At 68.0% G+C, this 20,875-nt stretch carries 19 protein-coding genes; 9 read left to right on the top strand and 10 right to left on the bottom strand.

Going from position 1 to position 20,875, the window contains the following annotated elements; all coding sequences use genetic code 11:
* Window positions 1–43 precede the first annotated feature (43 nt).
* Window positions 44–2,383 carry an endopeptidase La gene (lon, locus tag MSZK_RS18840; RefSeq protein WP_099250217.1) on the bottom strand — a complete coding sequence of 780 codons (2,340 nt, stop codon included), beginning with the start codon at window positions 2,381–2,383 and terminating at the stop codon, window positions 44–46.
* A gap of 200 nt (window positions 2,384–2,583) precedes the next feature.
* Window positions 2,584–3,582 (bottom strand): esterase family protein, encoded by a 999-nt coding sequence (locus MSZK_RS18835; protein ID WP_099250216.1) that lies wholly within the window; start codon window positions 3,580–3,582, stop codon window positions 2,584–2,586.
* A 225-nt stretch (window positions 3,583–3,807) separates the two neighbouring features.
* Between MSZK_RS18835 and MSZK_RS18830 the strand changes: the two genes are divergently transcribed.
* Window positions 3,808–4,227, top strand: a complete 420-nt coding sequence (locus MSZK_RS18830) for a DUF1810 domain-containing protein (protein ID WP_099250215.1) — start codon at window positions 3,808–3,810, stop codon at window positions 4,225–4,227.
* On the opposite strand, the gene MSZK_RS18825 is transcribed toward MSZK_RS18830, so the two are convergent.
* Genes MSZK_RS18825 through MSZK_RS18810 form a run of 4 tightly spaced genes read right to left on the bottom strand, consistent with a single transcriptional unit; the run spans window position 4,222 to window position 8,439 of the window.
* Window positions 4,222–5,529 (bottom strand): alpha-amylase family glycosyl hydrolase, encoded by a 1,308-nt coding sequence (locus tag MSZK_RS18825; RefSeq protein ID WP_099250214.1) that lies wholly within the window; start codon window positions 5,527–5,529, stop codon window positions 4,222–4,224. The two genes, MSZK_RS18830 and MSZK_RS18825, sit on opposite strands and share 6 nt — an antisense overlap.
* Complete coding sequence (locus MSZK_RS18820) at window positions 5,526–6,005, bottom strand: nucleoside deaminase (RefSeq protein ID WP_099250213.1); 480 nt, start codon at window positions 6,003–6,005, stop codon at window positions 5,526–5,528. The genes MSZK_RS18825 and MSZK_RS18820 overlap by 4 nt, the downstream gene beginning before the upstream one ends.
* A gap of 11 nt (window positions 6,006–6,016) precedes the next feature.
* Window positions 6,017–6,724 (bottom strand): rhomboid-like protein, encoded by a 708-nt coding sequence (locus MSZK_RS18815; RefSeq protein WP_371411361.1) that lies wholly within the window; start codon window positions 6,722–6,724, stop codon window positions 6,017–6,019.
* Between the two features lie 17 nt (window positions 6,725–6,741).
* A complete protein-coding gene (locus tag MSZK_RS18810; RefSeq protein ID WP_099250212.1) occupies window positions 6,742–8,439 on the bottom strand; it encodes a tetratricopeptide repeat protein in 1,698 nt (565 codons plus the stop codon).
* Between the two features lie 83 nt (window positions 8,440–8,522).
* Between MSZK_RS18810 and MSZK_RS18805 the strand changes: the two genes are divergently transcribed.
* Complete coding sequence (locus MSZK_RS18805; protein WP_371411360.1) at window positions 8,523–8,894, top strand: hypothetical protein; 372 nt, start codon at window positions 8,523–8,525, stop codon at window positions 8,892–8,894.
* A gap of 8 nt (window positions 8,895–8,902) precedes the next feature.
* On the opposite strand, the gene MSZK_RS18800 is transcribed toward MSZK_RS18805, so the two are convergent.
* On the bottom strand, window positions 8,903–10,369 hold the full coding sequence (locus tag MSZK_RS18800) for a hypothetical protein (protein WP_142389959.1): 1,467 nt from the start codon (window positions 10,367–10,369) through the stop codon (window positions 8,903–8,905).
* 678 nt (window positions 10,370–11,047) lie between these two features.
* Complete coding sequence (locus MSZK_RS18795; RefSeq protein WP_099250210.1) at window positions 11,048–12,634, bottom strand: regulator; 1,587 nt, start codon at window positions 12,632–12,634, stop codon at window positions 11,048–11,050.
* Window positions 12,635–12,820: 186 nt separating this feature from the next.
* On the opposite strand from MSZK_RS18795, the gene MSZK_RS18790 reads away from it, so the two are divergent.
* Window positions 12,821–13,471 (top strand): PaaI family thioesterase, encoded by a 651-nt coding sequence (locus MSZK_RS18790; RefSeq protein ID WP_099250209.1) that lies wholly within the window; start codon window positions 12,821–12,823, stop codon window positions 13,469–13,471.
* Here the strand turns inward: MSZK_RS18790 and MSZK_RS18785 are convergent.
* Window positions 13,446–15,812 carry an arylsulfatase gene (locus MSZK_RS18785; protein ID WP_099250208.1) on the bottom strand — a complete coding sequence of 789 codons (2,367 nt, stop codon included), beginning with the start codon at window positions 15,810–15,812 and terminating at the stop codon, window positions 13,446–13,448. The two genes, MSZK_RS18790 and MSZK_RS18785, sit on opposite strands and share 26 nt — an antisense overlap.
* 127 nt (window positions 15,813–15,939) lie before the next feature.
* Here MSZK_RS18785 and MSZK_RS18780 point away from each other — a divergent pair, with 127 nt between their 5' ends.
* From MSZK_RS18780 to MSZK_RS18765, 4 genes are all read left to right on the top strand, one after another.
* On the top strand, window positions 15,940–16,650 hold the full coding sequence (locus MSZK_RS18780) for an EthD domain-containing protein (protein WP_099250207.1): 711 nt from the start codon (window positions 15,940–15,942) through the stop codon (window positions 16,648–16,650).
* Window positions 16,647–17,090 (top strand): TIGR03618 family F420-dependent PPOX class oxidoreductase, encoded by a 444-nt coding sequence (locus MSZK_RS18775; RefSeq protein ID WP_099250206.1) that lies wholly within the window; start codon window positions 16,647–16,649, stop codon window positions 17,088–17,090. The genes MSZK_RS18780 and MSZK_RS18775 overlap by 4 nt, the downstream gene beginning before the upstream one ends.
* A gap of 87 nt (window positions 17,091–17,177) precedes the next feature.
* Window positions 17,178–18,533, top strand: coding sequence for an HNH endonuclease signature motif containing protein (locus MSZK_RS18770; RefSeq protein ID WP_099250205.1), 1,356 nt, complete (start codon window positions 17,178–17,180; stop codon window positions 18,531–18,533).
* A gap of 59 nt (window positions 18,534–18,592) precedes the next feature.
* On the top strand, window positions 18,593–19,348 hold the full coding sequence (locus MSZK_RS18765) for an enoyl-CoA hydratase/isomerase family protein (RefSeq protein WP_099250204.1): 756 nt from the start codon (window positions 18,593–18,595) through the stop codon (window positions 19,346–19,348).
* A gap of 4 nt (window positions 19,349–19,352) precedes the next feature.
* Here the strand turns inward: MSZK_RS18765 and MSZK_RS18760 are convergent, their stop codons facing one another.
* Window positions 19,353–19,610 (bottom strand): bacterioferritin-associated ferredoxin, encoded by a 258-nt coding sequence (locus MSZK_RS18760; RefSeq protein WP_099250203.1) that lies wholly within the window; start codon window positions 19,608–19,610, stop codon window positions 19,353–19,355.
* A 190-nt stretch (window positions 19,611–19,800) separates the two neighbouring features.
* Here MSZK_RS18760 and bfr point away from each other — a divergent pair, with 190 nt between their 5' ends.
* Window positions 19,801–20,280: a bacterioferritin gene (gene bfr / locus MSZK_RS18755; RefSeq protein WP_099250202.1), complete on the top strand. Its 480-nt coding sequence runs from the start codon at window positions 19,801–19,803 to the stop codon at window positions 20,278–20,280.
* A gap of 67 nt (window positions 20,281–20,347) precedes the next feature.
* Window positions 20,348–20,845 carry a carboxymuconolactone decarboxylase family protein gene (locus MSZK_RS18750; protein ID WP_099250201.1) on the top strand — a complete coding sequence of 166 codons (498 nt, stop codon included), beginning with the start codon at window positions 20,348–20,350 and terminating at the stop codon, window positions 20,843–20,845.
* The last annotated feature ends 30 nt before the right edge of the window (window positions 20,846–20,875 follow it).

Genomic DNA, 20,875 nt, shown 5'->3' with positions numbered 1-20,875 from the left:
CCGGCCACCGACAATCCGCCGGGGCCGGCACCACGATCCGCACTCAGGCTGCCGCGGTGGCCGCCTCGGTCGCCGGCTCCAGCGCCTGGGCCACGATGTCGGCGACATCGGTCATCGGCTTCACCGTCAGCGCCTCGAGCACCTCGGCCGGAACGTCGTCCAGGTCGGCCTCGTTACGCTGCGGAATGAACACCGTTGACAGCCCGGCCCGTTGCGCGGCCAGCAGCTTCTGCTTGACCCCGCCGATGGGCAGCACCCGGCCGTTGAGCGTGACCTCACCGGTCATCCCGACATCGGAGCGAACCTGACGGCCGGTCGCCATGGAGACCAGCGCCGTCACCATGGTCACCCCGGCGGACGGCCCGTCCTTGGGCACCGCGCCGGCCGGCACGTGCACGTGGATCTTGCGGTCCAGCGCCGTCGGATCCACACCCAGCTGCTCGGCGTGACTACGCACGTAGGACAGCGCGATCTGCGCCGACTCCTTCATGACGTCGCCCAGCTGACCGGTCAACTGCAGACTCGGCTCGCCCTGGGTGGACCCGGCCTCGATGTAGAGGACGTCGCCGCCCAGGCCCGTCACGGCCAACCCGGTTGCCACGCCGGGCACCGCGGTGCGTTCCGCGGATTCCGGGGTGAACCGCGGACGGCCGAGATAGCCGACGAGATCCGGCTCGTCGATCATCAAGGCGGTGTCGTCGCCTGCCAGCTTGGTGGTGGCCTTGCGCAGCGCCTTGGCCAGCAGTCGCTCGAACTGCCGGACTCCGGGTTCGCGGGTGTAGTCCGCGGCGATCTTGCGCAGCGCCGCGTCGGTCACCGTGACCTCGTCGGGGGTCAGCGCCGCGCGGTCGCGTTGCCGGGGCAGCAGGTAGTCGCGCGCGATGGCCACCTTGTCGTCCTCGGTGTAGCCGTCGATCTGGATCAGCTCCATGCGGTCCAGCAGCGCCGACGGGATGTTCTCGATCACGTTGGCGGTGGCCAGGAACACGACGTCGGACAGGTCGAGATCCAGCTCCAGGTAGTGGTCGCGGAACGTGTGGTTCTGCGCCGGGTCCAGCACCTCCAGCAGGGCCGCCGACGGGTCGCCGCGGTAGTCCGAGCCGACCTTGTCGACCTCGTCGAGCAACACCACCGGGTTCATCGAGCCGGCCTCGCCGATCGCCCGGACGATCCGGCCGGGCAGCGCGCCGACGTAGGTGCGCCGGTGACCGCGGATCTCGGCCTCGTCGCGCACGCCACCCAGGGCGACGCGAACGAATCTGCGGCCCAGGGCCCTGGCCACGCTCTCACCCAGCGACGTCTTGCCGACGCCGGGCGGGCCGGCCAGCACCATCACCGCGCCGGAGCCGCGACCGCCGACGACCTGCAGGCCGCGCTGGGCCCGACGGGTGCGCACGGCCAGGTATTCGACGATGCGGTCCTTGACGTCGTCGAGTCCGTGATGGTCGGCGTCCAGGATCTCGCGGGCTGCCGCCAGATCGGTGGAGTCCTCGGTGCGGGTGTTCCATGGCAGGTCCAAGACGGTGTCCAGCCAGGTGCGGATCCAGCCACCCTCGGGGCTCTGTTCGCTGGAGCGTTCCAGCTTGCCGACCTCGCGCAGCGCGGCTTCGCGGACCTTGTCGGGCAGATCAGCCGCCTCGACGCGGGCGCGATAGTCGGCAGTGTTTTCAGCGCCCTCCGCACCGTTGGGATCCAGTTCGCCGAGTTCCTTGCGGATGGCGTTGAGCTGCTGGCGCAGCAGGAACTCCTTCTGCGTCTTCTCCATTCCTTCGCGGACGTCTTGGGAGATCTTGTCGCTGACCTCCACCTCGGCCAGATGCTCGGCCGTCCAGTCGATCAGCAGCTGCAGGCGCGCGTCGGTGTCCTCGGTCTCCAGCAGCTGGCGCTTCTGGACGTCGGACAGGTACGACGAGTAGCCGGCGGTGTCGGCCAGCCCGGAGGGGTCGGTCAGCTGGTTGACGGCGTCGACCAGCTGCCAGGCCTCCCTGCGCTGCAGCAGGGCCAGCAGCAGTTTCTTGTATTCGGCGGCCAGGGCCTTGGTGGCCTCGGTCAGTTCGGGCTCGGCGACCTCGGTCACCTCAACCCACAGCGCCGCGCCCGGCCCGGTGGTTCCGGCGCCGATGTGCGCTCGCTGTTCACCGCGCACCACGGCGGCGGCACCGCTGCCGGGAAGGCGTCCCACCTGCACGATCGAGGCCAGCACACCGTAGGACGGGTAGCGGTCGTCCAGCCGCGGGGCGATCAGCAGCTTGCCGGACTCGCTGGAGCGAGCCGCATCGACCGCCGCCCGGGCGGCGTCGTCCAGCGTGATCGGCACCACCATTCCGGGCAGCACGATCGGGTCGCTGACAAACAACACCGGCACAGATTTGGCTTCAGCCATGAATCCTCCAAAGTTCAGTCTGCCCGACTCAACCTTGACCGGTTCCAGATTGTTCCCCGGGTTCCCTGTCCGCGAACGTCAGCCCCGCGTCACGTTCGGCGCCCGGCGTGGCTCTGGAGCGACCCTCGGCGCCCCAGACACAAAGCAGCGAGCCTGCCGCCCGCAGTGGGCGACAGGCTCGCTGTCGGTGCTGTGTCGGACTAGCCGGCGCTCGGGGTGGCCCCCAGGACGCGCTGCATGTCCGGGATCATCTGCTGCAGCTGCTGTCCCCAGTAGCCCCAGCTGTGCGTGCCGTTCGCGGGGAAGTTGAACACGCCGTTGCGTCCACCAGCCGCGAGGTAGTTGTCCATGAAGGTCTTGTTGGTCCGCAACGTGAAGCCTTCGAGGAACTGAGCGGCCATCAGGTTGCCGCCGCCACCGGAGGTGTCCAGATCCGAGGGCGTACCGGTGCCGCAGTAGATCCAGATCCGGGTGTTGTTGGCGACCAGCTGGTTGATGTTGACCATCGGGTCGTTGCGCCGCCACGCCGGGTCGGACGAGGGACCCCACATGCTCTGCGCGTTGTAGCCGCCGGCGTCGTTCATGGCCAGCCCGATCAGCATCGGCCACCAGCCCTCGGACGGGTTCAGGAAGCCCGACAGCGAGGACGCGTAGATGTACTGCTGCGGGTGGTAGATCGCGTAGGTCAGCGACGCGCTACCGGCCATCGACAGACCGACGACGGCATTGCCGTTCGGGCTGACGCCGTAGTTGGCGGACAGGTAGGCAGGCAGCTCCTGGGTCATGAACGTTTCCCACTTGTAGGTGTAGTTCTGACCGTTGCCCTGCGACGGCTGGTACCAGTCGGTGTAGAAGCTCGACTGGCCACCGACCGGCATCACGGTGGACAGGCCCGAGCCGTACAGCCACTCGAAAGCGGGGGTGTTGATGTCCCAGCCGTTGTAGTCGTCCTGCGCGCGCAGGCCGTCGAGCAGGTAGACCGCGTGCGGGCCACCGCCCTGGAACTGGATGCGGATGTTGCGGCCCATCGCGGCCGACGGGACATCAAGGTAGAGAACCGGCAGTCCCGGCTTGGAGAAGGCGGCCGCGGTCGCCGACCCGCCGACAACGCCGATTAGGCCGGGCAGAAAGAGTGCGGCCACGAAGGCTGCGGCCACGCGGCGCAACCAAGTGCCTCGCATCATCTCGACGATCTTCATGACGGAAACCATCACCTTTCGTACGCGTTTCGCTAGCTGAGAATGCTGTGCGCCGGTAGCTAATCACGCAGGACACCCCCGGCCCGGTACGCGCGGCGGTGCGCCAAGTCGCGGTTCGCTAACGATAAGGAGACGCGCCGGACTCGGGATCGTCAGCAGCGCAACGACTTTGATCGACCCTTTGATAACGGGACGGTCACGCGAAAGCAACGATACCGTTGAGGCATGAGCGACCCGTTCGACCTTGCGCGCTTCGTCGACGCCCAGGACCGCGTCTATGACCGGGTGCTCGACGAGCTGCGCGCCGGCGCCAAACGCAGCCACTGGATCTGGTTCGTCTTCCCGCAGCTGCGTACGCTCGGAAGCAGTTCAACGGCAAAGCGTTTCGGCATCGGGTCGCTGGCCGAGGCACAGGCCTACCTGGCCCATCCGGTGCTGGGACCGCGATTGCGGGAGTGCGCCCGGCTGGTGGCCGCCATCGAGGGCGGGTCCAGCGAGCAGATCTTCGGCTGGCCGGACACCCTCAAGGTGCGCTCGTCGATGACGCTGTTCGCCCGCGCCACCGACGACAACGCCGATTTCCTGGCGGTGCTCGACAGGTTCTACGACGGGAAGCAGGACCCGCGAACCGTCGAGCTGTTATAGCGGCCGCAACACCAGCCAGCCCTGAGGGGGGACCACCACGTCGGTGACGACCTCCTCCGGGGGAGCCCCCGTGCCGCCCACCAGCTGGACCCGCCGGCCGGCCAGCGTGGCCGCCGGCAGCGGCATCGGCGCATCGTCGATGTTGAGCGCGACGATCAACGCGTCGTCACCGCTTCGAGTCTCGTAGGCGTAGCCGCGGTTGTCGAGGTGCAGTGCAGTGGTTTTCGCGCGGTGCAGCCACGGATTGCGCCGACGCAGCCCGATCAGATACTGGTGCAGGTTCCAGGTGTCCCGGCCGGCGGCGTCCAGTTGTGGTGGTGGGGCGCCGAATTCGGGCCGGACGGCGTCGTCGCCGCCGGCCCGCTCTTCCTTGACCCCGCGATATCCCAGTTCGTCGCCGGCGTAGATGCTGGGCACGCCGCCGGTGGTGAACAGCAACACGAGCGCGTGTACCGCATGTTCGGGCCGCTCCAGCTGACTGGCGATGCGGGTGACGTCGTGATTGCCGATGAACGTCAGCGGGGCGAAGCTGGCCAGAAAGTCGTTGTGGCGCTGCAGCGCCCAGTCCAGTTCGTGGAAGTTGCCGTCGTTGAGGCTGCTCCAGATCGCCTTCCACAGCTCGTACTGGGTGACCGAGTCGACCCCGGAACCGTCGACGAACGCGGCGTAGTCGCCGTGGATGACCTCGGCCACGAACCAGGCGTCGGGGTGCGCCCGGCGCACCTCGGGCAGCACCTGGGCCCAGAACGACTCCGGCACCGCGTAGGCGGCGTCCAGCCGCCAGCCGTCGGCGCCGCGGCCCAGCCAGTGGTTCATCACGCCGGCGGTGTAGTCGACGACGGCCGGGCTGCGATGGTTGAGCGTGATCAGCTCGCCGTGGCCTTCGAAGGTGTGGAACCGGCCCGGGCGGCCGCGAAACCAGCCGATGGATTCCGCGTCGCCCTCGTCGACCGCGCGGCGGTACCGTTCGAAATCGGTTCCGACATGGTTGAACACGCCGTCGAGCAGCACCCGCAGGCCCCGTCGGTGGGCTTGTTCGACGAGGTGGTCGAAGTCGGCGTCGTCGCCGAGGCGCGGATCGATGCGGTAATGGTCGGTGGTGTCATAGCCGTGGGTGCGGGAGGCGAAGATCGGACCGAGCGCGATTCCCGACGTGCCGAGCTCCACCGCATGGTCCAGCCAGTCGACGATCCGGCGCAGCCGGTGCTCGTCGGTCCCTGGTGGCTGACCGGCCGGGAACGCGCCGACGAACCCCAGCGGGTAGACGTGCCACCAGATCGCGTGGCGCACCCAGTCGGTCATGGCGCGAACTTCGCGGCGTAGAGGGCCATCATCGCGTCACGGTACTCCGGCGCCGGGCCGTCGACCGTCAGCTGTGGGGCCACCGCGGCGATCGGCAGCGCCGCGACCGGCGGCAGCGGTGCCCCCCACTGCGTCAGCCACTGTGTCAACTGGGCACCGGAGGCGGCAAACACGATGCGGCCCAGGCCAACCCACGCGTGCGCGGCAGCGCACATCGGGCAGTGCTCGCCGGAGGTGTAGACAGTCGTGCGGGCGCGGGTGGCGGGGGAGAGGTTGCGCACCGCCCACTGGGCGATCGCCAGTTCGGGATGTGCGGTGGCGTCACCGCCGGCGACGTGGTTGTGGTCTTCGAAGAGTACCGTGCCGTCGGCGTCGACGAGGATCGACCCGAACGGCTCGTCACCGGCCGCCAGGGCGGTCCGGGCGAGTTCGACGCAGCGGCCGAGCCGCCGGATGTCCTCGTCGTCGAGTGCCACGCTGTCCCACTTTACGCAGCCGGTGGGGCGTGACGTCGCGTGCGCAACAGCCACGACGGGTTCAGCGGCGCGCCGCGACGGCCGCGAGCCAATGGGTAGCACGCCAGCCCGACGATCAGCGCGACCAGGTGTCCGACCGGGGTGAACCTGGGCGTGATCAGCACCGCGCCGGCGAAATAGCCGACGGCGACGACCAGGTAGACCCAGCGCCACGGCCGGGCGATGTGATAGGTCAACAGGCCGATGATCCCTACGACGAAGTAGCTGACCCCGATGTCGCGGGCGTTGAGATAGCGCGGGGAGACCACCGCCTCCTGGATCTGCCAGTACAGGAAGCCCTCGCTGAGGTAGGTCGCGACAACGTGGGCGATCAGCCCCGCGACGACGAAGCGCAGGTGACCCAGCCAGCGTTCGGCCGGCGCCAGGAACAGGCAGAACACCACCAGGTACGGCCACCAAGCGGCGCCGTCGAGCCACAACAGGCTGGTGATCAGCACCCGGACGGGGTCGGACGCGAGGTGGTGCAGATTGGTCGAATCCTTGCGCAGCAGCGTCATCAGGTGCCATCGCGGCAACAGGTGCTGGGCCAGGGTCGTCAGGAACAGCACCGCGAGCCAGGTGAACGTGACCGGGGCGGACCGGACGAAGTCGGCGATCGGTCGCGCCGAGCCGCGGTGGTGCCCGGTCACCGGCGCGAACTGCTCTGACCCGTCGTGCACGAGTCGAGATTACGGCCTCAGTGGCAGCAGTCCGGATCCGTTACCTCGAAGACCTCCAACCGGCACGCACACGACGCCAGGATCGGCACATCCGCGCGGGCCTTGGCCAATTCGAGCTGGCGGCCGATGATGACCGCCTCCTCGGTGCGCCCCAGCCGCTGCAGGCATTCGTGATAGCCGTGCAGACTCCAGACGTTGCCCGGGTGCTGGCAGGGCCGGCTCAGCGTCGGGTCCAGGCCGAGGTCGGCGGCATACACCGCGGCGGCGTCGGCGACCCGGTCCTGCTCCAGCAGCAGCGCACCGTAGGCGTGCCGGGTGGGCTGCATCCAGCCCCACGGCTCGTCATAGGGCAACTCGTCGTCCAATGCGATCGCACGCCGCAACGACTCGAACGCTTCCTCGAAATGACCCTCGCGATAAGCGATCTCACCGTCGAGCATTGCCGCGGCGACGGCCAGGATGTCACGGCTGGTGTTGTTGAACAGATAACGTGACTCCGGCACGCGGGCGTAAGCCTGGGTGAATGCCTCCCGTTCGGCGGCCGCCTGAGCCAGCTGCCCCTTGGCCGCATGCGCCACGCCACGCCCGTAATGGATCGTTGCCGTTGTGCTGCAATACAACTCGGGATCGTCGGGAAGGGGCTCGGCGATCAGGTCATCCCACCGGCCGAACCGGATCAGCACGTGCACGCGCAGCGGGACGAAGGCCTCCAGCCAGTCGGCCATCGGCGGCGAGGCGATCGACAGCAGCTCCGGGGTGAGCTGTCCGGCCAGTTCGTCGGCGGCTTGCAGCGCGATCTGCGACTGGCCGGCGAACATCGCCGAGTAGACGACGAAGTGCAGATCGTGCGCCCGGTACAGCGAGTAGAAATTCAGCGGTCCGGCATGTTCGACGAAACGTCGGTCGGCGGCCACCGCGGCCTGGTTGGCCAGCACCGAATCCCGGTAGTGCCCACACAGCACGTCGATGTGTGACGGCATGTGCTGCAGGTGGCCGGCATCCGGTACCAGGCCGCGCAGCAGATCGGCGGCCGGCAGCGCGTCCTCGGGATGGGCCGACATCTCCATGGCGTGGATGTAGAGGTGCAGCACGCCGGGATGGGCCCGGCCGGCGTCGGTACGCAACGCCGCGTCCATCAACGCCTTGGCCTCCACGACCCGCGAACCCGGCGCCGGCTCGCCGGTTGCGGTGTCCCACAACGCCCACGCCGTCAGGTTCACCAGCGCGTCGGCGGCCAGGGCCAGCACGTCGACGTCGTCGGGATAGATCCGCGCCAGCTCGGTCATGGCGTCGGCGTAGGCGTCGTGCCCGGCCGCCAGCGCCTCGGCGTCATCGGGGTCGTCGGTGGGGAAGCGGGTCGCCAGCGCGGCGATCAACCCCTGCTCGACGACACTGGCCCGGCTCTTGGCGGCCAGTTCCAGCTCCATTCGGGCCCGTGCCAGCGAGGCGGCCAGGTCGACGGGGTCGAAGGCGTCCCAGGCCTTGTTGTAGTTGGGCCCGATCGCGTACGCGATACCCCAGCGGGCGATGCCGAGGTCGGCATCGCACGCCAGCGCGCGCTCGAAGCAGGCGATCGCCTCCTCGTGGTTGAAGGCGTAGGCCCACACCAGCCCACGGTCGAACCAGACCTGCGCCTGTGGCGAGGTGGTGTCGACTGTCCGGTGGTAGGTCCCGAGGTCGTAGTACGGCTCGGTGTCGCCGATCAGAACCGCCATGGCGCTCACCTTAGGTCAGTGTGCCGGGTCCGGATACCGTTGCAACCGACCAGAACGAAAGGGTGCACACCGTGATTCGTTGCGTGCGTTTGTTCACCGGGGCCGACGACCAGTCCCACGTCCAGATCGGCCGCCTGGAGCTGACGCCGGGGCGCAACGGCGACCTGGTGTCGGCTGCGATTTCGTCGAGCCGGGTGACGGCCGAGGAGACCGCCGCCGGTGGCACGCTGGCCTGGCATACCGCGCCGGTGCGTCAGCTCGTCGTCACGCTGTCGGGCACCCTGGCGTTCCTCACCCGCGACGGCGAAGAGTTCACCCTGGCCCCCGGCGATGTGCTGCTGGCCGAGGACACCGTCGGCTCCGGCCACCAGTGGCATCTGGTGGACACCGACCCGTGGCGGCGGCTGTACATCGTGCTCGCCGACGACGCCGACGTTCCGTTCGTCGCCGACTAGTCCGGCCGCTACAGCTGAATCGGTTTGTGCACCCCGAGACCGAGCGCCGCGAGCACCGCCGCAAGCCAGTGGGGCAACTCCGCGGTGGGCGGCGCGTTCGGGGTGTCGATGATCTCGTACGAACCGAACTTTTCCGACTCGACCGGAGAGTCGAACTGCACGCCGGTCAGGGTGAACGTGGTGTCGTCGACGACCACGGTGAGCGTGCCCGTCACCCGATAGACGGGTTGCCGAGCGGTGATGGTCGTCGTATATCCGGGCGGCGTGGTCACCTCGATGTCTTCCTCGAACGTCTTCGTGGCGGTCCACGTGTGTCCGTACGCGGTCGAGATCTCCAGGTTGATCGTCTTTGTCAGATTGCTGAACGACCCCTTGGCGGTGATGTTGAGACTGTCCGTCTGACTGAGGACATCGATCAGCTTGAGGGTGCGCTTGATGGGGTTCAAGCCGCGGTTGATGATCGGGCTGGCAACGTTTTTCGGCGCGCTCAGGCCGATCGTCTGGGTTTCGGGCGTGAAGTCGCACCGCCCTTTGCCGCCGTCCTTGCACAGCGCCTCGATGATTCTGGCCTGCGTTGCGGCCTGGTCGGGGCCGATGATGGTGTTGCCGCCCGGTGCCTGCACCAAGACGACCGACTTGCCGTCAGCCGAGCAGCGGTCACCTCCACCCACTGCGCCGCAGGTCGACGATGCGCCGTTGAAGGCGCCGACAGTCAGGTCGGCGGTGAAAATGGTTCCGTTGGGTCCGGTGCTGAACACCGGCTCGACCGTGGTCGTGCGCAGGAAGTTGTAGATCACTTCGATCCGAGCGGTCCCACCCACGGGGATCACCGTGCCCGCTTTGGGGACGCCGTTCTCCGGGAGTTCGCTGGTGCCGTAGCCCACCAACGTCACCGGCTTACCGGTGAGGTTGTAGATGGTGTAGCCCTGCGTGGTGGTGCCCAGCAATCCGGCCACCACGCCGCGCAGTCGGTCACCAGCACGCGTCGGCGTAGCGTCCACTGCGTTGAACAGGGCCGCCAGATTGGTGGGGGCCGCGTTCACGAACCTGAGGTTCTTGCCGTCTGCCAAGCACCGCTGACCGCCGCCGGCACTCGCGCACGTGGACGCGGCCCCGTTGAACGGCCCCACGGTGAGATTGGCGGTGAAGATCGTGTTGCCCTCGTCCGTGGTGAACAGGGCCTGGACTCTGGTGGTCTTGAAGAAGTTGTAGACGACCTCAAATCGGATCGTCTGATTCGGCGCGATCACGGTGTCAGGCGCCGGTCCACCGTTCTCTGGACGTTCGGCGGTTCCGTACCCCACGAACGTGACGGACTGATCGCTCTCGTTGCGGAAGACGAACCCCTGGGTGGTGCTCCCCAGTGTGGGACCCCACGGCGTGTGGCGGGAGACTGCCAAGGCCACAGCGTCCAGCGGTCGCGGCAGCGTCGGCAGCCCCGGATTGCCGGCCAGTGCCAACAGTCGCGAGACCACGCTCGCGAGAGTGTCGACGGACCGTACCGACGACGCCGCCGACACCGCTTGGGAATTGCGTGTCGCGATCGGGGGTTCTGGCACCGGTGAACCCGCAACGTTGACTTCGACCGCCGAAGCTCGGGTGTCCGCCGAGGCCGGAACGAGGTCGGTCGCCGGTGTGAGACGTGGTGCTCGGCTGACCGCCGCCGCCGAGGGGACCGGACGGTTCACGCGCACGGGAGTGCTGGGGCGCTTCGTCGATGGCGCGGGGGCCGTTGCCGCGCTGTCGGTTACGCGCCGCTCAGCGCTTGTGGCGGCCGGCCCGGCGACGCCCGCAGTTCGGGCAGGACCAGCCTTCGCAGCGGAGTGTGACGGCGAAGCAGACCCGGACGTGCTCGCCTCATCCGGCTGGGCTGCCGCTTCCCACGGGCAGGCCGCGATCGCAAGGCCGAGCCCCGTCGCGAACACGGCCGATACGAGACGAGCTCTGACCGAGGGTGAGTCCACGATGCTGCCTTCCCGACGTAACACGACTTATCGGGGATAGCGTAAAGAGACCTGGCAACTTCCTGTGCGTCGATAGCGCAACCGTCAATAAGTGTTTACCGCGACGACACGGAGCAGTTGATTCGCGCTGGAAGACGAATGCCAGCAGTCTCAGCAAGCAACTCCGAGTTAGCCGCGAACAACCCGGCCCTAGTGGCCTGCGACGATGTCGGACTCGTCGACGGTGACTGGCTCCTTGGCGCCGGGCAACAGCGAGTAGCCGAGGCAGACCACCGCGAAGAACAGATAGCCAAGCGCCACTTGAGGATTGGCCGCCCAGGCGATCTCCGGCGCGTGGATCAATCCGATGAAGGACAGCACCGCGGCCACCACCGAGGCCAGCGCGGCGTAGCGGAACTTCTTCTCCAGGATGAACGTCACCATGGTGCCCAGCAGCAGCCCGACCAGGATGGCGCCCTCGCCCAGGGTCTGCAGCCCGTCGTAGACCACGCCGGCCCCGCCGAGCGCGTCCATGCCGACCTTGGCCGCCGAGGTGCCCGCCGCGTTGAGCGCGTTGTCGATCAGGCCGCTGGCCCACTGCGCCAGGTTGGGCAACAGGGCGGCGACGACGGCCACCGCATGCAACCGCGGCACGGCCTGGAAGGCCTGGGCGCCGATCAGCAGGCCGATGTAGAGCAGGATCGGCACGATCGCGGGCACCGGCAGCAACGCGGCCAGCACCCCGAACAGCCCGAGGAAACACAGCAAGCCGATGACCACGCCGCTGGCCAGCGAGTACCCGGCCCGGCCACCGGCGTCCTTCCAGCCCGGATGCCCGATGTAGACCGCGGGCGGGAAGGGCGAACCGAACGCCGAGCCGATCACCGCGCCGGCGCCGTCGGCCAGCAGCACGCTGCGCAGGTTGTAGTTGTCACCGGCCGCGGCGGCGCTTTCGACGTTGCTCATCGCTTCGGTGAAGTTGTAGACGCCCAACGGGATCGCGGTGCCGAGCAGGGGAGCCAGGTGCGCCAGCCCCGACATCAGCAAGTCGATGCGAAGGTCGGGGATGCCGATCGCGATGTCGGAGACGGCCTGGCTGACATCGGGAGCCGACATGAAGCCACCGATCCAGCCGATCGCGGTGCCCACCAGCAGCGCCACCAGACCCACCGGGATGTTGCCCGGCAGCTTCACGTCGGTGAAGAAGCCGATCAGGATGATCGCCAGCACCGGCAGGCCGATCCAGGCGGCCTCCCACATCTGCGCGGCGGGCCGCATCGAGATGAACGTGATCGAGATGCCGGCCAGCGTGCCCAGCATCGCCGCGCGCGGGGTGAGCTTGCGGATGTAGGGGCCAACGAAGCCACCGATGATGACGATGATGCCGATCATGAACGCCCATGCCAGACCGGACTTCCAGGCCTCGATGGGGTCCTTGGTGGCCAGATAAACCGGCAGCATGACGACGAAGACCACGATGAACATGTGCGGCACGCTCGGGCCGTACGGCAGCGCGGTGACGTCGGTGCGGTTCTCTTTGCGGGCCAGCCGGCGGGCCAGGAACGTGTAGTACAGGTTGCCCAGCACCAGGGCCACGCCGAGCGCGGGCAGCACGGTGCCCAGCACGTCGTCGGCGGGCAGCTTGACCACGCCGATCATCAGCGTGGTCAGGGTCAAGACGTTGACCAGGATGTTGAAGCCGAGCCCGAAGAACGCGTTGAGGTCACCGCGGGTCCACCACGGGATCTTGAGCTCGCTCGGTGTCGCCGGTGCGGGCTCGGTCACGTCAGTGCTCATCGGCAGGCCTCCTGGGGCGTCGGGACAGCATGGCGCGACCCGAGCCGACCACGGTGTGGCTGTCCGTCGCTAACTGGTCATTCTCGACGCTCGCGTTCCAACGCGGGGTCGGTTGTGTGTCAATCGTGTTAGCGCGGGGCGGGACCCCGGTTCGACACCGTGGCGGGCCCATGCTCTAGTGCTGGGGTGCTGGAATTCACCGTCGAGGATCTGTCCACCGAGGACATCGCCCGGCTGCGGGCGATCTACGAGCCGCTGGCCATCTCGGTGCGTGAACTGGTCGACGCGACGATCCGCACCGAGGTGGACGCCGAGACGGTCGCCGCGGTGAAAGCCGATATCGACGCCGCGACGGCGCGGCTGCGCAGCCGCCAGATCGAGGGCTCCTTCGGGGTTCGGCGGACCACCTCGGGCCAGAGCATCAGTTGGGGCAACGCCGTGATCGGCCTGCGCAACGCGAGCGCTCCACCGGTTCAGATCCATCGGGAGCCCGACGGCCGGCGGTGGGCCGACTTCCACCTCGGCGCGGCCTACGAAGGTCCGCCCGGCCACGTCCACGGCGGGGTGTCGGCGCTGGTGCTCGATCACGTGCTCGGCGAGGCCGCCAGCCCGGACGGCAAGCCGCGGTTCACCGGCAGCATCACCGTGCGCTACCTGCGGGCCACGCCGCTGGGCCCGCTGCACGCCGAGGCTCAGATCACCCGGGTCGACGGAGTGAAGACCTTTGTCGCCGGCCACATCTCCGATGCCGAGGGCATCACGGTGGAGGCCGAAGGCGTCTTCATCACCCCACGCTGGTTGCGCGACGAGGTCACTGTTTCCCCATCGCCAGCGTGAGCCGATCCGCCGGGGTGATCAGGTGGTCGTGGTTGTCCTCGCCGATGTCGATCTGCACCCAGTCGATCCGGCCGGTGAAGGCATTGTCGGTGGGCCCGTAGTCCGGCGAGGCCGGTGACCCGGTATCGCGCCCGACGTCGCAGGCCTCGTCGGCCGAGAAACCCATCGGAATGGTCATCTCCACCCGCCCGCTGCCGACCGGCCTACCGTCGTGGTAGAGCGTGACGGTGCCACCCTTGGCCAATCCTCCACCGTCATAGCCGAATTCCATCCGCACTTGATGCTTGCCGGCCGGCAGGGGTTCGTCGGCGCTGGCGAAGAAGTACTGGATGCCGAAGAAGTTGTAGCAGTACTTCAGCCGGCCGTCGTGCACGTAGAGTGCCCAGCCGCCCACCTGACCGCCCTGGGTGCAGATCACCCCGGCGGCCCCGCCGTCGGGGACCACGAGATCGGCGGTCACCGAATGGGACTTGTTCTTGATGTTGAGCACGCAGCTCTCGCTGACCCGCATACCGTCGAAGAGCAGCTGACTGGAGCCGCGGATCAGTTGGGGACGCCCGGCGATGTCGGGGTTGATCCGTTCGAAGGAGCGATCGTCCAGTGGCACCACGTTGTATTTCACCGCCTCGATCAACCACAGGCGTTGCAGCTCGGCGAGTTTCTCCGGGTTCTGCGCCGCGAGGTTGTGGGCCTGGGTCCAGTCGTCGGGTCCGTAGAGCTCCCAGATGTCGGCGTCGAAGGCCGGCGGGGTGTCGACCTTCCACGGCGTGCGGTGTTTGGTGCAGGCCGTCCAGCCCTTGTGGTAGATGCCCCGGTTGCCCATGATCTCGAAGTACTGCACCACGTGCGACTCGGGCGCCGCGCCGTCCCGCAGCGTGCCGATCATGCTGACGCCCTCCAGTGGCGCCTGCTGGATTCCGTTGACGCTCAACGGTGCCGGAATGCCGGCGGCCTCCAGGATGGTGGGGGCGACGTCGATGACGTGGTGGAACTGATTGCGGGTGCCGCCCGTCTCGACCAGCCCGGCCGGCCAGTGCACGATGGTGCCGTTGCGGGTGCCACCCCAGTGCGAGGCCACCTGCTTGGTCCACTGGTAGGGCGTGCAAAGCGCGTGCGCCCAGCCCACGGCGTAGTGGTTGTAGGCCTCCGGGGTGCCGAAGTCGTCGATCTTGGACAGCAGGAACTCTTCGGTCTCGATGCCGGCCATCCCGTTGAGCACGGCCATCTCGTTGAAGCACCCGACCGGGGTGCCCTCGGCCGAGGCACCGTTGTCGCCGATGATGTAGTACACCAGGGTGTCCTCGAGCACGCCGAGGTCGTCGAGGGCGTCGACCACCCGGCCGATCTCGTGGTCGGTCTGCTCCAGGAAACCCGCGTAGATCTCCATCTGGCGGGCCAGCACCGGCTTGAGTTCGTCGGACATCGCGTCCCAGGCCGGGATCTCGTCGTGGCGGGCGGTCAGTTCGGCGGTTTCGGGGATCACACCGAGCGCCTTCTGCTGGGCGAAGATCTTCTCGCGCAGCGCATCCCAGCCCTCGTCGAACCGTCCGCGGTACTTGGCCGACCACTGCGCGGGGACATGGTGCGGGGCATGGGTGGCGCCGGGAGCGAAATACATGAAGAACGGCTTGTCGGGCATCAGCGCCTTCTGCTGGCGCACCCAGGTGATCGCGTGGTCGGCGAGGTCCTCGGTGAGGGTGTAGCCCTCTTCGGGGGTGCGCGGCGGCTCGACCGGGGTGGTGCCCTCGTACAGGCCGGGGTAGTACTGGTTGGCCTCGCCGCCGACGAATCCGTAGAAGTACTCGAAGCCCGAGCCTGTCGGCCACTGATGGAACGGGCCGACCGGCGAAACCTCCCAGACCGGCACTTCGTGACACTTGCCGAATTGGGCCGTCGAATAGCCGTTGAGTTTCAGCGTTTCGGCCAGCGGGGCCTTGTCTTTGGGGCGGATGCTGCTGTTTCCGGGCGCGGAGGTGGCCATCTCGGTGATCGCGCCCATCCCGACCGAGTGGTGGTTGCGACCGGTCAGCAAGGCCTGGCGGGTGGGGGAGCACAGCGCGGTGGTGTGAAACCGGTTGAGCTTGAGTCCATTTCCGGCCAGCCGTTCGGCGACCGGGGTGTGGCACGGGCCGCCGAACACCGAGGAGGCGGCGAAACCGACGTCGTCGATGAGGACGATCAGCACATTGGGCGCCCCCGCGGGCGGCCGCAGCGTCGTGATGGGCGGGTAACTGGTGTCGGGATCCTTGGCGTCGTAGGTGGTCAGCCCCACGTGTCGCACGTCCGGGATCGGCAGGACGTCGCGCCGCACCGGCGCCGGCTCGGGTCCGGATTGTGCCATCGGTTCTCCTTGCCACGAGGAGACCACTTCCCGATCTCCGTAAGGCGCGCCAGCCTACGCCGCGTCCGGTCCGGCCAGGTGGGATCGACACGGTGATCGGGGCGGGCCGGGAGGTAGGTTCGGCGCCATGGAGAAGGTGATTGTCACGCTGCGTACCGCCGCCGCCGACGACGAGTGGGCCGACCAGCTGTGCGGGCCGGTCGCCCAGGAGCTGCTGGCCCTGGGCCTGCCCGGGTTGGCGGTCAACGTTCGCGACCGCGACGTGCGGGATTCGCTGATGACGCTGACCACCCTGGATCCGCCGGTGCAGGCCCTGGTCAGTGTGTGGACGCAGCAGTACTACGGCGACCAGATGCTGATGGCGCTGGAGTTGCTCGGCCATTACGCCGAGGAGATCGCCGCCTACCTGGTGACCGAGTCCGCGCCGCTGCCGCCGCTGTCGACACCGCCCGGGGAGCGGTCGCCGGGATTGGCGAACATGGCGCTGCTGCGGCGGCCGGCCGACATGGACGAGCCGACCTGGCTGGCCCGCTGGCACGGCAACCACACCCCGGTGGCGATCGCCACCCAGTCGACGTTCACCTATGTCCAGAACTACGTGGTGCGTGCGCTCACCGAGGACGCCCCGGTGCTCAACGCGATCGTCGAGGAGCATTTCCCGATCGAGGCGGTGAGCAGTCTGCACGCGTTCTTCGGCGCGGCCGACGACGCCGATCTGCAGAGCCGCATGGAGCAGATGGTTGCCAGCACATCGGCATTCGGGGCCAACGTCAACATCGACGCGGTGCCCACCAGCCGCTATGTCTTCCGTGATCCGTTCCGCGCCGAGCAGCCGTGACCACGCTGGCCGAGGCCGTCGCGCTGGCCCAGGCCGATCGCGGCCTGGCGGTCGTCGCGACGCTGCGCGCCGACGACACCATCCAGGCCTCGCTGATCAACGCCGGGATCGTGGCGCACCCGGCGACCGCCGAACCGGTGCTGGCGTTCGTCACCTACGGGCGGGTCAAGCTGGCGAATCTGCGTACGCGGCCGGCGGTGACGCTGACCTTCCGCGACGGCTGGCGGTGGGCGACGGTCGAGGGCCGCGCGGAGCTGGCCGGCCCCGATGACCGCCCGGCGTGGCTGAGTTCGGCCGATCAGTTGCGGCTGCTGCTGCGCGAGGTGTTCACCGCATGCGGTGGCACCCATGACAACTGGGCCGAATACGACGCGACGATGGTCGAGCAGGGGCGGGTCGTGGTTCTGGTGACGCCGACCCGGGTGTACAGCAACGGCTGAGTCGACGTTCGTCCCCAGTCTCGGATTCATCCACAGATCTGCTCGGGGAATCACTCCCTGTCGGAGTGTCGCACTAGTGTTCGAATCATGCTCCCGGTTGAGGTGGGTGAGTCGCTCGAGGCGATCGACGCGGCGCTGACCACGCTGGCCAAGGTGGACTTGGCCGGGCTGTCGGCCATGGAGTTGCTCGATCTGGCTGCCCGCTGCGAGAAAGCGACTCGCCGCCACGACGTTGTGCGCTACGACATGAGCCACGAGCTGCACCGCCGCGAGGTCGGCGAGCTGGGCGGCAAGCCGGCCAAGGTTCTGGCCGATTGGTTGCGGATCACCCCGGCCGAGGCGCGCCGCCGCGCGGCGGTCGCCGAGCCGCTGACCCCGCGCACATCGCTGACCGGTGAACCGATGGCACCGCGGGAGCCCGGAACCGCCGAGGCTTGGCGCGCCGGGGGTTTGGATGTCGAGCACGTCCGGATCATCCAGAAGTTCCTCGGTGAGTTGCCCTTCGACGTCCCACAAGGAGTACGTGCGGACGCCGAGGTGTTTCTCGCCGAACACGCCCTGCGGATGCGACCGGATCAGCTCAGCCGGGTAGCGCATCGATTGGCGTTGGAGATCAATCCCGATGGCGAGTTCTCCGACGAGGACCGGGCCCGTAAACGCACCGTTGTCGTGGGGCGCCAGCAATCCGACGGGATGAGCGAGATCCGGATCCGCGCCACCCCGGAGTTGCGGTCCTACGTCGAGGCGATCTTCGCCAAATACGCCGCGCCCGGCATGTGCAACCCCGCCGACCAAACCGCCGTCACCGACGGCCAACCCGCCGCGGAACAGGTGCAGGCCGACACCCGGACCATCGGACAACGCCAACACGACGCCCTGGCCGCCATGCTGCGCAGCAAGCTCGGCGACCCGCAACTGGGCCGGCACAACGGCCTACCCGTCACCGTGATCGTGTCCACCACCCTGCAAGAACTTCAGGCCAAGACCGGCCACGGCATCACCGGCGGCGGCACCATGATGCCCATCACCGACGTCATCCGCATGGCCCGGCACAGCTACCACTACCTCACCATCTTCGACGGCATCACCGGTCAAACCCTATGGCTGGGGCGAACCAAACGCATCGCCTCCGCCGATCAGCGAATTGTGTTGCACGCCAAAGACCGCGGCTGTACAAAGCCTCGCTGCACCGTCCCTGGCTACGCGGCCCAGGTCCATCACGCAGCCAGAGACTGGAAGCACGGCGGAAATACCAACATCGACGACCTGGGCTTCGCCTGCCCAGCCGACAACCAACTCGTCGAAACCGGCGGCTGGACCACCCGCAAACTCCCTAACGGCGAAACCGAATGGATACCGCCGCCACACCTGCCACTCATCGGCGGGGTGAATGATTTCCACCATCCCGAGCGCTTCCTCTCCAAGCGTGACGAAGGCGGCTGAGTCTCATCTGCCGGGCTGGGCCGCGCCGCCCGGCATGGGAGCCCTTTAGGCTCTGCCGCGTGACGCTCCTCATCGCCGACGAGAATCGGGTCCGCACGATCACCTTCAACCGCCCCGAGGCGCTCAACGCCTTCAACGAGGCGCTCTACGACGCCACCGCCGAGGCGTTGCTGGCCGCCGCCGACGACCCGGAGGTGGCCGTGGTCCTGATCACCGGCGCGGGCCGCGCGTTCAGCGCGGGCCAGGATCTCGGCGACATGCAGGCGCGGATCACCGATCCCGACTTCGTCTCGGGCACACACGGATTCCCCGGGCTCATCGACGCACTGACCCGATTTCCCAAGCCGCTGATCTGTGCGGTCAACGGCGTGGGACTCGGCATCGGCACGACGATCCTCGGCTACGCCGACCTGGTGTTCATGTCGTCGACGGCACGGCTGAAGTGCCCCTTCACCAGCCTGGGAGTGGCGCCGGAGGCGGCGTCGTCCTACCTGCTGCCGCAGTTGATCGGTCGCCAGAACGCCGCCTGGCTGCTGATGTCCTCGGAGTGGGTCGATGCCGCCGAGGCGCTGCGGATGGGGCTGGTCTGGCGGGTGAGCGAACCGGACGAGCTGCTGGCCGACGCCCGCAAGCACGCCGATGTGCTTGCCGCCCGGCCGATTCCGAGCCTGATCGCGGTCAAGCAGACGATGGTGGAGCCGACCCGCGCCGAGATCGCGGCGGCCGCAGCCCGTGAATACGCCTTCTTCGAGGAGCTGATGGGCGCGGCGGCCAACGCCGAGGCGCTGGCCGACTTCCACCGCGGCCGCTCGTAAGAGGTCAGTGCATTCGCGCCGGGGTGCGCCGGGCGCCGGCGTGCAGCTGGCAGAACACGTTGCCGGTGCACTGCCGGCACGGCGGATCGCCGGCCGTGGCGGCGAAATGCTGCTCGATGATCGCGCGCACGGTGCGCCGGCAGCGGCCGCAGTCGCCGCCCGCGCCGCAGGCCGCGGCGACCTGCTTGGAGGTGCACGCCCCACCCGCGACGGCCGCGCTGACCGTGGCACTGGTCGCCCCCGCGCACAGGCAGACGTACATCAGCGCTTCCCTCTCATCGCGGAACGGCGTCGCACACCGGACATGTTAGTGGAGACTAACCTTAGTTAGGCGTACCTACAACACTCCCGCCCGGGAAATCTCACGGGGCCGCCGCCGGCGGTGCACTAGGGTTGGTGGCACATCCGGGCCGCTCGCCAAGCCCAAAGACCGCCGATCTGGGGGAGACGTCATGCAAGGTGACCCGGAAGTTCTTCGCCTGCTCAACGAGCAGCTCACCAGCGAGCTCACCGCGATCAACCAGTACTTCCTGCACTCGAAGATGCAGGACAATTGGGGCTTCACCGAGCTGGCCAAGCACACCAGGGACGAGTCCTTCGACGAGATGCGGCACGCCGAGGCGATCACCGACCGCATCCTGATCCTCGACGGCTTGCCGAACTATCAGCGACTGGGCTCGCTTCGCGTCGGGCAGACCCTGCGCGAACAGTTCGAGAGCGATCTGGCCATCGAATACGAAGTGGTCGCCCGCCTCAAGCCGGCCATCATCCTGTGCCGCGAGAAGCAGGACTCCACCACCGCCAACCTTTTCGAGTCGATCGTGGCCGACGAGGAGTTGCACATCGACTACCTCGAAACCCAGCTCGAGCTGATGGACAAGTTGGGCGTGGAGCTGTACTCCGCGCAGTGCGTGTCGCGCCCACCGAGCTGACCGAACCCGCCCGGCGGGAAAACTAGAACGTGTTCCAGATTCACCTTCCACGGCGTACCATCGCGCCATGAGCCGAATCGGAAACTTCGCCGAAGACGACATCGCCGGCTGGATCGTCAAATCCCCCGACATCGGAACGGCGATGGCCGGCTTCAGTAGCGCGGTCTACAGCGACAAGAACCGCCTGCCGATGCGGGTGCGCGAACTCGCGCGCGCGGTGATTGCCCACGACAACGAATGCGTCTTGTGTCAGAACACCCGCGATGCCGACGGTCCGGCCGCCGGCGTGGACGAGGAACTCTACGAGCACGCACTGGAATGGCAGACCTGGCCGGGGTACAGCGAGCAGGAGCGCGTCGCCGCCGAGTTCGCCCACCGGTTCGGCACCGATCACGTCAACCTGAAGTACGACGAGGACTTCTGGGAGCGCGCCCACCAACACTTCTCCGACGAGCTGCTGGCCGACCTGACGCTGTCGTGCGCGATGTGGATCGGCATGGGCCGCATGCTGAGCACGCTGGATATCGGCCAGAGCTGCAAGCTCACCTTGCCCAGCCGCGCCTAGCGGCCATCGGGCGCAATCTGGCCGTGCGCT

The organism is Mycobacterium sp. shizuoka-1 (assembly GCF_002723835.1).
In the GTDB taxonomy this organism is placed as follows: Bacteria; Actinomycetota; Actinomycetes; order Mycobacteriales; family Mycobacteriaceae; genus Mycobacterium.
The sequence above is the reverse complement of the archived record's forward strand: the minus strand, read 5'-3'. Positions and strand labels throughout refer to the sequence as shown.